Source organism: Nocardia sp. NPDC046473 (assembly GCF_040645995.1).
GTDB lineage: Bacteria > Actinomycetota > Actinomycetes > Mycobacteriales > Mycobacteriaceae > Nocardia.
On record NZ_JBEYZJ010000003.1, the window covers coordinates 190088 to 204062 of the forward strand.

12 protein-coding genes and 1 tRNA gene are annotated in these 13975 nt (G+C 66.4%); 7 read left to right on the top strand and 6 right to left on the bottom strand.

Going from position 1 to position 13975, the window contains the following annotated elements:
* The first annotated feature begins 85 nt into the window (after nt 1-85).
* A complete protein-coding gene (locus ABZ942_RS10940; protein WP_357380624.1) occupies nt 86-649 on the top strand; it encodes a hypothetical protein in 564 nt (187 codons plus the stop codon).
* A 54-nt stretch (nt 650-703) separates the two neighbouring features.
* Here ABZ942_RS10940 and ABZ942_RS10945 read toward each other — a convergent pair whose 3' ends face one another.
* On the bottom strand, nt 704-1510 hold the full coding sequence (locus tag ABZ942_RS10945; RefSeq protein ID WP_357380626.1) for a VOC family protein: 807 nt from the start codon (nt 1508-1510) through the stop codon (nt 704-706).
* A gap of 203 nt (nt 1511-1713) precedes the next feature.
* Between ABZ942_RS10945 and ABZ942_RS10950 the strand changes: the two genes are divergently transcribed.
* The gene (locus ABZ942_RS10950; RefSeq protein ID WP_357380628.1) at nt 1714-2976 is read left to right on the top strand and encodes an MFS transporter; all 1263 of its coding nucleotides are present in this window, start codon (nt 1714-1716) and stop codon (nt 2974-2976) included.
* 3 nt (nt 2977-2979) lie between these two features.
* On the opposite strand, the gene ABZ942_RS10955 is transcribed toward ABZ942_RS10950, so the two are convergent.
* Nucleotides 2980-3606 (bottom strand): SDR family oxidoreductase, encoded by a 627-nt coding sequence (locus ABZ942_RS10955; protein ID WP_357380630.1) that lies wholly within the window; start codon nt 3604-3606, stop codon nt 2980-2982.
* 103 nt (nt 3607-3709) lie between these two features.
* Between ABZ942_RS10955 and ABZ942_RS10960 the strand changes: the two genes are divergently transcribed.
* On the top strand, nt 3710-4408 hold the full coding sequence (locus ABZ942_RS10960) for a TetR/AcrR family transcriptional regulator C-terminal domain-containing protein (protein WP_357380632.1): 699 nt from the start codon (nt 3710-3712) through the stop codon (nt 4406-4408).
* Between the two features lie 14 nt (nt 4409-4422).
* On the opposite strand, the gene ABZ942_RS10965 is transcribed toward ABZ942_RS10960, so the two are convergent.
* Nucleotides 4423-5112, bottom strand: a complete 690-nt coding sequence (locus ABZ942_RS10965; RefSeq protein ID WP_357380634.1) for a S1 family peptidase — start codon at nt 5110-5112, stop codon at nt 4423-4425.
* Nucleotides 5113-5471: 359 nt separating this feature from the next.
* Between ABZ942_RS10965 and ABZ942_RS10970 the strand changes: the two genes are divergently transcribed.
* Entirely contained in the window at nt 5472-5918 is a 447-nt protein-coding gene (locus ABZ942_RS10970; RefSeq protein ID WP_357380635.1) for a GNAT family N-acetyltransferase, read from the top strand.
* 50 nt (nt 5919-5968) lie between these two features.
* Here the strand turns inward: ABZ942_RS10970 and ABZ942_RS10975 are convergent.
* Nucleotides 5969-6042 (bottom strand) — tRNA-Met (locus tag ABZ942_RS10975).
* Between the two features lie 551 nt (nt 6043-6593).
* Between ABZ942_RS10975 and ABZ942_RS10980 the strand changes: the two genes are divergently transcribed.
* On the top strand, nt 6594-7154 hold the full coding sequence (locus ABZ942_RS10980; RefSeq protein ID WP_357380638.1) for a transglycosylase family protein: 561 nt from the start codon (nt 6594-6596) through the stop codon (nt 7152-7154).
* Between the two features lie 236 nt (nt 7155-7390).
* Here the strand turns inward: ABZ942_RS10980 and ABZ942_RS10985 are convergent, their stop codons facing one another.
* The gene (locus ABZ942_RS10985; RefSeq protein ID WP_357380640.1) at nt 7391-10387 is read right to left on the bottom strand and encodes a UPF0182 family protein; all 2997 of its coding nucleotides are present in this window, start codon (nt 10385-10387) and stop codon (nt 7391-7393) included.
* A gap of 372 nt (nt 10388-10759) precedes the next feature.
* On the opposite strand from ABZ942_RS10985, the gene ABZ942_RS10990 reads away from it, so the two are divergent.
* Complete coding sequence (locus ABZ942_RS10990; RefSeq protein ID WP_357380642.1) at nt 10760-11368, top strand: PPA1309 family protein; 609 nt, start codon at nt 10760-10762, stop codon at nt 11366-11368.
* Between the two features lie 2 nt (nt 11369-11370).
* On the opposite strand, the gene ABZ942_RS10995 is transcribed toward ABZ942_RS10990, so the two are convergent.
* Nucleotides 11371-12396: a PDZ domain-containing protein gene (locus tag ABZ942_RS10995; RefSeq protein ID WP_357380644.1), complete on the bottom strand. Its 1026-nt coding sequence runs from the start codon at nt 12394-12396 to the stop codon at nt 11371-11373.
* Between the two features lie 126 nt (nt 12397-12522).
* On the opposite strand from ABZ942_RS10995, the gene ABZ942_RS11000 reads away from it, so the two are divergent.
* Nucleotides 12523-13953 (top strand): zinc-dependent metalloprotease, encoded by a 1431-nt coding sequence (locus ABZ942_RS11000; RefSeq protein ID WP_357380646.1) that lies wholly within the window; start codon nt 12523-12525, stop codon nt 13951-13953.
* Nucleotides 13954-13975 lie beyond the last annotated feature (22 nt).

Here is a 13975-nt window from a genome sequence, read left to right on the forward strand (position 1 = left end):
CGCGCCACCCGAGGTCTTCGCAAATACGACCAAAGGGACGTACGGTCAATCCGACTGCCTGGTCTTCTTCGAGGGATGGAGCGCTATGCGTAGGGATCGCCCCCGAGTCGTCGTCCTCGTCCTCGCGTGTTCGGCGCTGTTTCTTTCCGGAATCGGCGTCGCGGCCGCCAACGACGGCAGCGGCCAGGCGTCCGGTGCCCGTTCGGTCGAGCAGCAAGCCCTGATCCACCAGGCGCGGCAGCGGGCTGCCAGTGCCCGCGACCGCGCCGAATCCGCTCGACGCGCCGGCGTTCCGAACGCGAAAACCGGCGGGAAGGCGAAGACCAGCGTCGGCCCGCGCGACACCATCCACACCGGGATCGACAGCGCGACGAAGGCCGCCGAGGCCGCCTCGACGGCCGCCACCGCCGCCCAGGCCGCCGCCGACGCGGCCCGCGCCGCCTTGACCGCCGTGCTCGCCACCGAGGACGCCACCACCAGCTTCCTCAGCGCCTTCGAGGCCGATCGCGCCGTTCGCGCGGCCGACGAGGCCGCCGCCGCACCTGAGAATGTCGAGCTGGCCAATGCCGCCGCGGCGGCCGAGAACCGGGCCGTCCGGGCGAGCACGCGACGGACCGATGCGGCCGTTCCCTCGATCACCAAGCGGTAGTCAAGACAAAGGCCAGCGCCGAAACGCTGGCCCTTCCTTTATCTTCCCGTGCGACTACGCGCTGGCAGGCGGCTCACTCGCTGTCGTCGTGGGATCGATGACGCCGAACGCCTCACCTTGCGGACCCTGCAGCACGCCCATCCGGCCGAACGGGCTGTCGTGCACGCCCATCAGGACCGTCGCGCCGAGTTCGGTCGCCTTGGTGACCGCCGCGTCGGTGTTGTCCACCTGGAACCAGCTCAGCCAGAACGACGGGGAGTCGCCGGGTGTCTTACTCGCGTCATTGACGCCGCCGACCGGGGCGGCGCCCTCGGTCAGGCCGAAGGTGGAATAGACGAAATCCTGGCCGTCGCCGATTTCGGTGTAGTGCCAACCGAATACGGCCGCGTAGAACTCCTGGGCCTGCTTGTACTGATCGGTGTGCAGTTCGTTCCAGCAGTAGGCGCCGTCCTCGTTGTAGATGCCTGCGCCGGAGTGCGCCTTGGCTTCCCACACCCCGAAGATCGCGCCGACCGGGTCGGCGGCGACGAACATCCGACCGACATCGAGCACGTCGAACGGCGGCATCATCACCGAACCGCCTGCCGCCGTGACCTTTTCGGCGATCTCGTCGGCACTGTCGGCGGCGAAGTAGGTGGTCCACACCGACGGCATCGCCATGCCGTCCGGCTTGAGCCCGATCCCCGCGGCAGGCCTGCCGTGGCGTAGCGCCATCAGATAGCCGCCCGCGTCCGGCGGGCTATCCAGGATTTCCCAGCCGAACAGGTCCCCGTAGAACTCACGGGCACGCGTGGTGTCGTCGACCTGACTGTCGACCCAACACGGGGTCCCCTGTTGCCAGCTTCCATCATGAGTGGGCATATCCGTGGCCTCCTGACCTCGGTGTACTGAAGTGCGGCCGGACGCGGCCGGCACGCGGCAAGTCAACCACCGCGCCACTACCGGACAGGGCGGAATCGGCGTTCCGGACGGGCACGTTCTGGAAACGGCCGGGCAAGCGACGCGAACCGGACACACCACGCTGATTTGTTGCCGGAAGGGGTCTTGATCAGGAGTATGGCGGGATGATCACAACATCCGACGTCGGGCGGGAACCGCTACGGCTGGACGAGCTTCCGGTTCGTCCCATTCATCGCAAGTTGGTGGCGCTCGTCGGTGCCGGATTGTTCTTCGATCTCTACGAGCTGTTCCTCGCCGGGACGATCACCGGGGTGCTGAAGCAGGAGATGCACCTTTCGACGTTTCAGCTCAGCGGGATCCTGGCGTCGGCGTTCGCCGGGCAGTTCCTCGGCGCGCTGGTGATCGGGCGGTTGTCGGATGTGTTCGGCCGGCGGCGGATGTTCATGATCAACATCGCGTTGTACTCCGGGTTCACGCTGCTGGGCGCGTTCAGTCCGAACATCGTGTTCCTGATGGCGACGCGATTCCTGGCCGGGCTCGGGATCGGCGCCGAGATGACGGTGTCGGATACCTATCTGTCGGAAGTGGTTCCGCCGCAGGTGCGTGGGCGGATGATCGCGATGGCGTACACGATCGGGTTCTGCGCGGTGCCGACCGTCGGGTTCCTCGCCAAGTGGCTGGTTCCGTTGCAGCCCTTCGGTGTCGACGGCTGGCGCTGGCTGTTCGTGATCGGCGGGCTCGGTGCCGCGGTGGTGGTCGTCGCGCGGCGAGACATGCCGGAGTCGCCGCATTGGCTTGCGCGGCAACAGCACAAGACGAAGGGCCTGCCGTTCAGCGCGATCGTCCGGCCGCCGTACCGCGGCAAGACGACGCTGTTCTCCGCGGTGATGATCCTGCAGGTCTTCGGCTACTACGGATTCGGCACCCTGGCGGTACTCGTGTTGGACCGCAAGGGATTCGAGGTGGTCACCTCGTTGAGCTACTTGGCCATCACCTATCTCGGCTACCCGCTGGGGTCACTGCTGGCGATCCCGTTGATGGAGCGGATAGAACGCAAGTATCTCGTCATGGGGACCGCGACACTGATGGCGCTGTTCGGCCTGACCTTCGGCTTCGCCACCAGCGTGCCGCTCATCCTGTTGTCGGGCGGGTTGTTCACCATCGCCAGCAATGTCTTCTCCGACGCGATCCACGCGTACCTGCCGGAGTCGTTCCCGACCGCGGTGCGCGGCACCGCATCCGGCGCGACCTATTCACTGTCGAAGGTGAGCACCGCGCTGCTGCCGTTCCTGTTGCTGCCGCTGCTCGACCGGGCGAACGGGCCGGGGCTGGTGTTCTCGGTGATCACCGTCGCGTTGCTCGTGATGGTCGCGCTCGTGGGGGTGTGGGGTCCGATCACCGGCAGGCGTGCCCTCGATGAGGTGTGAGCCTCATTGAGCGAGGGTGGGCGCGGCGTGCGACCAGCGGTGCTCGGTCAGTTCGCCAACGATGAAACGGGCCAGATCGGTGACCGGCACTTTCCAACCGCCGCTTGGTGTTACGCCGTCCTCGACTCGGTACGTCGCGGTCGGTGGGTCGTCGGTCAGGCGGGTGGGGCGGACGAAGGTCCAGTCCACGGTGGATTCGCCGATGATGGATTCCATCAGGCGCATGTCGCCGTAGAGCTCGTTCATCAGCGTTCGCGCCAAGAGGCGGTACCACAGTGCGTGATTCGGGTCGTCTCGGCGGACGCCGCTGGAGGTGATGGCGATCAGGCGGGGCACTCCGGTGGATTGCATCGCCGAGACCATCGCTCGGGCAGCGTCGGAATAGAGGCCCTCGGCATGTCGGCCCGCGGGGCCGATCGCGCTCACCACCGCGTCGTGACCCGCGACGGCCGCGCGCACGCTGTCCGGGTCGCGGACGTCGGCCCGGGCCACCGTGAGCCGTTGCTGGTCGACCGATGACAGCTTCGCCGGATCGCGGACCGCTGCGGTGACATCGTGACCGGCGGCCAGCGCCTCGGTCACGATTACTCGCCCCGCTCGTCCGGCGGCTCCGAAAACGATCACCTTCATGGCAACTCCTCTGCGTAGTCTCTCGATCAGTGATCGTAACGATCACTGATCGTTCCGAACGATGCTCGCTCCGACCACTGTTTGTCAAGCTAGGATTCGACACATGCCCGGCAGCCCCCGCCCCAATCCCCGCACCAGCCCCGCGAAGGCGCCACTGAGCCTCGAGGCGATCGTGGCCGCATCCCTCGACCTCGTCGACGAGTTGGGCTGCGCCGCGGTGAGCATGCGTCGAGTGGCGCAGGTCCTCGATACCGGCTCGGCGTCGCTGTATGTCTATGTGCACGACCGGCGTGAGCTGATGCTCCTGACGCACGACCTCGCCCTGGCTGCCGTCGAGCTGCCGACCGATGGCGATTGGCGCACTAGGCTGGAATTACTCGTCGAACGAACCGTCGCCGCCCTCGCCACGCACCGCGACCTCGCCTCCGTCGGATTCACCGAGGCCCCCACCGGTCCGCACATCCTGCGCCTCGTCGAAGAGATGCTGCGCCTGCTCCGCCTCGGCGGCATCCAGGACGCCGCCTGCGCCTGGGCCGTCGACCTACTCGGCCAATACATCGCCTCCGCGGCGTTGGAGGCCGCGGCGCGGTCCGGTGAACCCGCCGAATCCGTGGACGACACCGCAAGTCGACTCAGCACCCTCTACCAAGCCCTCCCCGCCGACGAGTACCCCACGATCCACGAACTCGCCCCGCTGCTGACGGTCGGCGGCAGCGCACGGGAGACATGGAAGCTGCGCGTCATCCTCGACGGGATCCACACCCGCGACGCGGAAGAGGCCGCTCAGCAAGGCGCTCAGTAGTCCGTCCGGGTTGATCAGATGGGGTGGAAGGCGGTGCCGGGGCCGCCGCCGGTGTTGATCGCGGTCAGGATGTCGGTGATGGGGTGGGTGTAGGCGGGTGAGTGGACGGGGTTGGTGGCGGTGACGCATTCGACGTTCATGTCGAGTCCGGCGACGCCGACCACTCGGCCGTTGTTCATGCCGACGAGTTGGTCGCCCGCGGTGACCGGGCCGCCGGAGTCGCCGGGGCGCGAACAGGTTTGGTTCAGGATGCGGTCGCCGAGGTGGCCCCAGACGATGCCGCAGTCGAATCCGGTGGAACGGCCGTTCTCGCAGACCACACCGCCCTGCTCCGGGTAGGCGCCGATACCGGTGATCACGGTGCCGCCGACCTGACGCACCGGAGTCACCTTCGCCGGGTCGAACTCGATCACCGCGTAGTCCAGGTCGTCGTTCACGTCGACCACCCGGCCGAGGTCACCGGCGCCCCAATCCTGTTCCGAGGCAATGGTGTCGCCGAGCACGGCACAGTGGCCCGCCGTCAGGCCGACCAAGCGGCCCGCGCCGTCATGACCGATCGTGGTCAACGTACACAGCTCGTAGTCGTCGAGGATGATCCCCGAGCCGCCGCCCATCAGTACCCCAGGCTCCGCGTGAGCCGGACCGGCAGCAACAGAAGCAGCGACCACCGCAGTGGTCAGGACAGTCAACCGAATCGTGTTCATCAAGTCTCCTCGGTTAGGAATGAACCTCCGGAACACCTGCAGCGAACATCGATAGCAATCTGAGGGTGAACGTACCCCCAAGATCATCAAAAGATCGGACAAATCGGGTATAACCCCAGGTATGCGGCACCTTCCAACCGCTGCCGACCGGCACGAGCGGCTAGCGCCAGACGCGCTCACCGTGCCGCGCACACCTTCTCCGCCCGCGCACGGAATCAATAGCAAATCAGTGCGCGGCTCAACAGGATCTACGCGGTGGACAGGTCGCACCCGCTCGCCGTGCGATGGGCAGTGGCCTGGCGGAGTTGGCGCGAAGTGGACCTCGGCGGGGCATCGCGGCAGCGCTAACGTCGGGTGCTGTGACCGAAATTCGCGAAATCAGCGCAGATCAGACGAAGTTGGCGGCGGCGGCGCTGCTCGAGCTGCGGCCACGCTGGGGCACGGTCGACGCGCTGGTCGAGTTCATCGACACCGACCTCCGGCCGCACGGCTACCGGCTCGTCGGGGTGTTCACCGAGGCCGACGACTCAGCCGTCTCGGTGCTGGGGTTTCGCGAGGCTTGGCACAGCGCGTGGGGTCATCACCTGTATGTGGACGACCTGATCACCACTGCCGCCGCCCGCGGTCGCGGCCACGCGGATCTACTTATGGCTTGGGCGAAACAGGAAGCCCTAAGGCTGAACTGCGAAGCTGTCCATCTCGATTCCGGTGTCGGCCCGGACCGCGCCCCCGCCCATCGCCTCTACATGCGCCATCACCTGGCAATCACCGCTCACCACTTCACGGTGTCGACAGACAGCTACTGACAGAAAAGACGAATGGCCCGGAACTGTGTGTTCCGGGCCATTCGTCGTTGTAGCGGGGACAGGATTTGAACCTGCGACCTCTGGGTTATGAGCCCAGCGAGCTACCGAGCTGCTCCACCCCGCGTCGGTAAACACAACATTACACACGGGTTCACGTTGATGCCAAATCGCCTGGTTGGAGGCGTATTTGCTGCTCTTGAACGGGGCAGCGAGGCGGGGTTCTACGGCAGGAAAGTGGCGACAGAGAGCGGGGTCACACCCGACCGGAGGGCGACGGTCCGCGACGGCGGGCAACGGTTCGATGATGCGGATGGGCCTATCACTGGTTGCGGCAACTGGTTAAACGTGATGCGGGTCACAATATCGTAGTGATCTCGAACACATAACGTTGCTATAACAGACCGTCCAGAATGCGTGTCGACAGCATTTACGACCTGCACAAAGGGCCATATTCGGGTTATTCGCATCATGGAATGCGAGTGTTATCAAGACGTGATCTGCCGAGATTTCTTCGTTACCGTGCGTTCACGGCCCGGATCATCCGTGAAGGGCTCGAACTCGAACCGTTCGAATACCGGCGACCCTGTCCCACGGTTCGAGGATCCCCGACAACCTGGGGGCAGGGACCGGCGGCTGTTTCGCCGAGTTGGTAGGCGCAGGGAGGGAAATGCACTTATGACTGAGAACCGGAAGTTCAACGCCCGCGCCCTCGGCTTTGCCGCCGTTACCGGCGCCCTTGTTGCCGTCCCGTTCGCACTCTCCACCGCGACCGCATCGGCCGCGCCTGCCCACAACTGGGACGGCGTCGCACAGTGCGAGAGCGGCGGCAACTGGGGCATCGCCACCGGCAACGGCTTCTACGGCGGCCTGCAGTTCTCGCAGAGCACCTGGGCCGCCAACGGTGGCCACGGCTCCGCCAACAACGCCAGCAAGGACGAGCAGATCCGAGTCGCGGAGAACGTGCTCGCCAGCCAGGGCGCAGGCGCCTGGCCGGTGTGCGGCCAGTACCTGCGTCCCGGCACGTCCGAGCCGGAGCCCCAGGCGGTCCAGGAGCCGGAGCAGGCTCCGGCGCCCGCCGCACCCGCCCTCCCTGCCGTCCCCGGCAGCCCCAAGGCCTTGGTCGAGCAGGCCAAGTCCGTCGGCAGCGACCTGGCCAAGCAGCACGGCCTGGACGCTCAGTTCCAGCAGATCCTGGACCAGAACGGCTCGCTGATCGAGTCGATCGCGGGTCGCTGAGTATCGGTCGATATCGGATCGGCGCTGCTATCTCTTGACGGGATAGCAGCGCCGATCCGTTTGTCCGGCGAGCAAACTCGAATGGGTATTCATGAGTTTGCTACCAAGGTTCTGGGAACCAACGTCGGTACTACAACCACATCGGAAAACAGCATTCGGAACCGAAACAGTATTTACCGTAACGAAATACGCCGCCATCATTGATGGCGGCGTATTTCGTTCCGTTACCGAAGTTGCTAGCGCCCTGCGTCCTGGTACGCCTTGACCGCCGCGTCCAGTTCGTCGAGTGCTCGACCGAAGTCCTGGAAGTTGCCCGTGCGCATAGCATTACGCACCGCGTCGATCTTCTGGTTCAGCGCTGCGGCCGCGGCATCCTTGGCCGCGGAGGAACCGGTCGGCGGCGCGGTGCCCGCCGGCGGCGGGGTACCGGTATTCGGCGGCGGCGTGCCCTGATCCACCGGCGGCGGCACGGAACCCGGACGCGGCCGGGTACCCGAGTCACCGCCGAATGGTGTTGCCAGCGCACCACTTCCGGGCAGCACCTGGTTCAACGCCTCGGCCAAGGTGGAGGCATAGCCGACCTTCACGCTGCCCGCGTCGTCCCGGTAACTCACCAGGACGCGCAGCAGCTGCGGGAAGGTCGCGGTGTTAGCTCCGGTATTACGTTCGTTGTAGAACGGCTCAACATAGAGAATGCCGCCGTCGGCGATCGGCAAGGTCAGCAGATTGCCATACTTGATCTTGTTCGAGTTGGACAGCAGCGTCTTCTCGCGCGAGACCTCCGGCGCCGTCGTCATCCGGTTCTGGGTCTGCTGTGGGCCGAGGGTCTGCGTATCGGTCGGCAACCGCAAGATGGTGAACTTGCCGTAATCGTCCGGATCCGACCGCACCGAGATATACGCCGACAGGAACTGACGGTTGTAGCCCACCATCGCGCTGGTCAGATTGAAGACCGGCTTGTTCCCGCCCTTCGGGTCACCGAGCAGCACGTAGTAGGGCGGCTGGTTGGCCGGTGCCCCGCCGTCGATCGTCGGATCGGCGGCCACCGACCAAAAGGCGTTGTTGGTGAAGAACTCGCGCGGATCGTCGACGTGGTACTTGGTCAACATCTCGCGTTGCACCTTGAACAGGTCTTCCGGATAACGGAAGTGCGCGCGCAACTCCGGCGTGATCGAGCTCTCCGGCTGCACCGCCCCGGGGAACACGCCCCGCCAGGCCTTCAGCACCGGATCCTTCGAGTCCACCTCGTACAGCTTCACGGTGCCGTCGTAGGCGTCCACGGTGGCCTTGACCGAGTTGCGGATGTAGCTGACCTGCTTACGCGGCAACAGCCGGCCGGTCTTCTTGTCGATGCTGTCCTCGACACCGTCCAGCGACGTCTTCTGCGCGTAGGGGTAATCATCCAGCGTCGTGTACGCGTCGACGATCCACTGGATCCGCCCGTTGACGACCGCGGGGTAGGCGTTGCCGTCGGTGGTCAGCCAGGGTGCCACCTTCTGCACCCGCTCCCGCGGATCGCGATTGAAGATGATCTTGGAATCGTTGCCGATGGCCGAGGAGAACAGGATGTTGCGCTCGGCGTACTTGGCGGCGAAGGCGAGCCGGTTGAACCAGTTGCCGATCGGCACGCCGCCCTTGCCGTCGTAGGTGAATTGCTGAGTGTCGGAATCGTATTCGCGGGGCCGCTGGGCGTCCTTCGCGCCGACGATCGCGTAGTCCGGGCTGGCCTGCGAGATCACCTCGCCGAAGTAGATGCGTGGCTGGTCGACCTTGATCTTCTGCTTGTCCGTCGGCGTGAACAGGTCGCTGACCATAAAGATCGGGTAGCCGCTGTCGCTGCTGCCGCCGGTCGCGTTCGGGTCGTCGGTCTGCGGCTTGTTCACCCGGTTCGCGGGCGCGGCGACGAAGCCGTTGCCGTGCGTGTAGACGGTGTGCTGGTTGATCCAGTCCTTCTGGTTGCCGCTCAACGCCGCGGGCGACAGCTCACGCGCCGCCACGATGTAGTCCTGCACATCGCCGTCGAGGTTGTAGCGGTCGATGTCCAGCGACTCCGGGAACCCGTAGAAGTTCTTCAGCTGACGCAGCTGAGTGAAGGTGGGCGACAAGATGTTCGGATCGAGCAGCCGGGCGTTGCCGATGGTCGCCGCATCGACCGGAACCTGCAGCGGGCTCTTGCTGCTCTCGCCCTTGTAATCCTGATACGTGATCTTGTCGTCGGTGATCCCGAACGCCTGCCTGGTCGCGGCGATATTGCGTTGGATGTATTCGCTTTCCTTGTCCGCCGCGTTCGGGCGCACCGAGAACTGCTCGACCACCAGCGGCCACACCGCGCCGACCAGGATCGAGGACAGCACCAGCAGCGCGGCCGCCATGGCGGGCACCCGCAGATCGCGCAGCACGATGCCGGCGAAGAAGGCGAGCGCGCAGATCACCGCGATGGACAACAGGATCAGCTTGGCGGGCAGCACCGCGTTGATATCGGTGAAGGAACCACCGGTGAAGGTGGGCTCCTTGCGGCTGCTCATCAACAGCTCATAGCGATCGAACCAGTACGCGATCGCCTTGAGCAGCACGAAAAGCCCCGCGAGCACGGCCAACTGGATGCGCGCGGCGCGGGTCAGCGTGCCCTCGCGACCGCTCAGCCGCAGACCGCCGAACACGTAATGCGTCACCAGGCTGGCGAAGAACGCGATGACCACCGCGACGAACAACCAGTTCAGAATCATCCGATAGAACGGCAGCTCGAAGGCGTAGAAACTGACGTCGAGATGGAACTGCGGGTCCTGCTGGCCGAACGAGCTGCTGTTCAGGAACAGATTGACGGTGACCCAATTCGATTGCGCCACCAGGCCGGAGAGCAGACCGAGCAGCACCGGGATGCCGACACCGAACAGCCGCAACCTGCTCATCACGGTGGTGCGATAACGCGCGATCGGATCGTTCGGACCGGCCACCGGCACGAACACCGGCCGGGACCGATAGGCCAGCAGCAACGCCAGCCAGACGACCAGACCGACGAAAAGCGCGACGGCGAGGAACAACAGGATCCGGGTCCGCAACACAGTGAGATACACGTTGCGGAAACCGACCTCGCCGAACCACAACCAATTGGTATAGGTATCGGTCAGTCGTGGACCGAGCAGCAGCAACGCCGCGAGGGCAATGGCCGCCAGCAGCAGTACGCGGCTGCGTCGGGAAAGCGAAGGTAATCCGGTGGGGGGCCGCATGCCCACGGTGCCACTCTCCAAGGTCCGGCGGCACTCGCGCCGATACGTCCGGCCGAGATGCCGCAGTCCGATGTTGCGGGTGGTCCTTTCGGACCGTGGCCCCACTCTACGGAATCGGACAGTTTTATTTGCCGCGCGGGCGCGGCAGTGTTCGCGGCCCCGTGTGTCAGCATCGCGTAGCGATTCGATGAGGGGTGGTGGTCGGGCGACGGGTGGGCCTCGTGTTTGAGCTGTCGAGACTCGCGCCTGCGGCGCATGCGCTTCGACAGCTCAAACGCGAGACGGGTCGCGAACGGCGCTCGCAAAACTCGCGCGTGGTGGTCACGCAAACTACGAAGCTGCGGGTTTGTGGAATACCCGCTAAGTCGATTTGATTGGATGTTCCCCGTGACCCCCGCAGATCTGCACGCCGAACTCGTCCTCGCCCGCTCCGTCCGCGAGGTCGCCGAATTCGTCGACGTCGAAGGGTGGGGCAGACCGCCGCAGATGTTCGCGCTGGTGCCCACCGCCGACCTGGTCGCGGCCCAGCCCGAGCTGCTCGAGGAAGTCGACGAGGCGGCCGAGCTCACTCCCGTTGCCCAGGAACTGTTTCCGGACGACATCACCGGCGGCTCGGTGGCGCTCGACGAGTTCCTCGCGACCACCAGCTGGCCGCCCGCCGTGCAGGGCTGCGTGCTGGTGCAGGAGATCGTGGTGCTGCCGCCGGACGCCGAATCCACGCTGGACGAGGCGCTGGTGCCGCTGCTGGCCGACCACGAGGCGGCCGACGCCGCCGCGCGGGCCGCCGCCGAGGCCCATCCGGACCGGCGCGAGGCCCGGCTGTTCGCCGCGGTGCTGCGCGAGGGCGCGTCGCTGTGCCTGCTGCAGCTGCGGCCCGAGGACGACGCCGACGACTTCGGCGATCTGGACCTGCGCACCTACCCGAACCTGGCGCCCAACCTCATCGACGCGCTGCACGCCACGCTGGAGTGGTCCGGGCTGGACTGACCTCAGCCGCAGCTGACGGTTTCTTTGCCCGCGTTGATGTCGTTGAGCGATTGCACGGCACCGGTGAGGGTTTCGACCTTCACCAGGCGCAGGCCGTCCGGGGTGCGTTGCTTGGCCTCGTTGCAGTTCGCGGCGGGCACCATGAAGGTCTCCGCGCCAGCGTCACGCGCGGCCATCATCTTGTATTGGATCCCGCCGATCGGCCCGACCTTGCCGTCCTGATCGATGGTTCCGGTGCCCGCGACGAACTTGCTGCCGTCCAGCTCACCGGGAGTGAGCTTGTCGATCAGCGCCAGGCTGAACATCAGACCGGCCGACGGGCCGCCGATGTCGGCGAGGTTGAAGTCCACCTGCAGCGGCGGGCGCGCGCCCTCGCCCGGTGTCACGCCGAGGTAGCCCTTGTTCTTGTCGTCGGGTCGGGCGCCGAGGGTCACCTGCACGGTCTGCTCGGCGCTGTCGCGGCGAATCTGCATGGTCAGCTGGGCACCCGGCGGCTGTGCCGACACGGCCGTGACCACGTCCTTCGGCGCGGCGATCGGCGCGCCGTTGATGCTGATGATCTCGTCGCCCTGGTGCAGCACGTCCTTGGCGGGGCCGTCGTCGGCCACCTTGCGCAGCAGCACCACGGTCGGCATGTTCAGGTAGTGCAGCGCCGCGACCTCGGCATTGCCCTCGGAATCCTTGAAGTCCTGCTGATTGGACTTGTCGATCTCGTCCCGCGACACCCCGGGTGGGTACACCTCGGAGCGCGGCACCAGGCCGTGCTTGCCGCTCACCCAGAAGCCGAACGCCTCGAAGATGCTCAACCCGTCGCGCACCGACACGGTGGTCATATTGAGATGGCCGGTGGTCGGGTCCACCTCGGTGCCTCGGACGTCCACCACCTCTTTGCCGTCGACCTTGCCGAGCGTGTTGAAGGTAGGGCCGGGGCCGAGTGCGACGAACGGCACAGTGAGCACGGTGCCGAGCGCGCCGAGCACGAGCACCGGGATCAGAGCGGCCACCAGGGTGAGGATCCGACGATTCACCTGGACCACAGTAGTGATGGCCGCCGTCGAACGACGGTAGAGGCGGGCATTCGGCGTTCCCGCGCGTCCCCGGTTTCGCGCCGCGCGAACATCAACTGCCTGCACTGGACGCGTAACGTGAAGCGTATGAGTGACGTCCCCTTCGGATTTTCGAACCGCGACGACGACGACCGCAAGCGCGGTGACGAGCCGGGTGGTCCCGAGTCGAACAACCCGTTCGGAGTGGGTGGACCGGGCGGCGGTTTCGATCCTTCACAGCTCGGGCAGATGTTGACCTCGCTCGGTCAGATGCTCAGCGGCATGGGACAGCCGGGTTCGGCGCAGTCCGGCCCGGTGAACTACGACGTCGCCAAGCGACTGGCCCGCCAGCAGCTCGGCGCGAGCGTGCCGCCGGTGTCGGCGAGCACCGCGAGTGCCGTCGCCGACGCCGCGCACCTCGCCGAGTTGTGGCTCGACGGTGCGACCACCCTGCCCGCGGGCGCGAGCAAGACCGTCGCGTGGACCGCCAACGACTGGATCGAAGAGACGCTGACCACCTGGCAGCGGCTGTGCGACCCGGTGGCCCAGCAGATATCGGGCATGTGGACCGCGTCGCTGCCCGAGGAAGCCAAGGAATTCGCGGCGCCGATGGTCGGCATGCTCGGTCAGATGGGCGGCCTCGCGTTCGGCTCGCAGCTGGGCCAGGCGCTGGGCCAGCTCGCCAAGGAGGTACTGACCTCCACCGACATCGGTTTGCCGCTCGGTCCCACCGGAACCGCCGCCCTGCTGCCCGCCGCGATCGCCGAGTTCAGCGCGGGCCTGGAGCAGCCGGAGAGCGAGATCATGGTGTTCCTCGCGGCCAGGGAAGCGGCGCATCAGCGGCTGTTCGGACACGTGCCGTGGCTGCGCCAGCAGGTCCTCGCCGCGGTCGAGGACTACGCGCGCGGCATCCGGATGGACTTCTCCGCACTGGAGGAAGCCGCCCAGGGCATCGACCCGACGGCGCTGACCGATCCGAGCAAGCTCGAGGAGATCCTGTCGCAGGGCACGTTCGAGCCGCAGACCACGCCGGAGCAGAAGCAGGCGCTGGAACGGCTGGAGACCCTGCTCGCGTTGATCGAGGGCTGGGTGGAGGTGGTGGTCACCGATGCCGTCGGTGACCGGCTGCCCGGCGCGGGCGCACTGGCCGAGACGCTGCGCCGCCGGCGCGCCACCGGTGGTCCGGCCGAGCAGACGTTCGCGACCCTGGTCGGTCTGGAGCTGCGGCCGCGCAAGCTGCGCGAGGCCGCGGCGCTGTGGCGCGGGCTCACCAGCGATGCGGGCATGGAGAAGCGCGATGGCGTCTGGGCACACCCGGACCTGCTGCCCGACTCCAACGACCTGGACTCCCCCGCCGGATTCATCGATTCGGTGATCGGCGGCGGCACCACCGCGTTCGACGATCCGCTGGCGCAGCTCGCGGAGACCGAGGCGCGGGAAAAGGCCGAGCGCGATAAGTCCGACGAGGCCGCCCAGCGGCGCGCGGACGGCGGCGAGTCCGGCCCTGACCTGGGCAAGGACAGCGGCACGTCCGCCTGATTGCCCTGTTGGTAGTGCCGAA

Coding starts and splice junctions, on each gene's coding strand:
- ABZ942_RS10940 (WP_357380624.1), top strand. CDS start 86: ATGCGTAGGGATCGCCCCCGAGTCGTCGTCCTCGTCCTCGCGTGTTCG.
- ABZ942_RS10945 (WP_357380626.1), bottom strand. CDS start 1,510: ATGCCCACTCATGATGGAAGCTGGCAACAGGGGACCCCGTGTTGGGTC.
- ABZ942_RS10950 (WP_357380628.1), top strand. CDS start 1,714: ATGATCACAACATCCGACGTCGGGCGGGAACCGCTACGGCTGGACGAG.
- ABZ942_RS10955 (WP_357380630.1), bottom strand. CDS start 3,606: ATGAAGGTGATCGTTTTCGGAGCCGCCGGACGAGCGGGGCGAGTAATC.
- ABZ942_RS10960 (WP_357380632.1), top strand. CDS start 3,710: ATGCCCGGCAGCCCCCGCCCCAATCCCCGCACCAGCCCCGCGAAGGCG.
- ABZ942_RS10965 (WP_357380634.1), bottom strand. CDS start 5,112: ATGAACACGATTCGGTTGACTGTCCTGACCACTGCGGTGGTCGCTGCT.
- ABZ942_RS10980 (WP_357380638.1), top strand. CDS start 6,594: ATGACTGAGAACCGGAAGTTCAACGCCCGCGCCCTCGGCTTTGCCGCC.
- ABZ942_RS10990 (WP_357380642.1), top strand. CDS start 10,760: ATGTTCCCCGTGACCCCCGCAGATCTGCACGCCGAACTCGTCCTCGCC.
- ABZ942_RS11000 (WP_357380646.1), top strand. CDS start 12,523: ATGAGTGACGTCCCCTTCGGATTTTCGAACCGCGACGACGACGACCGC.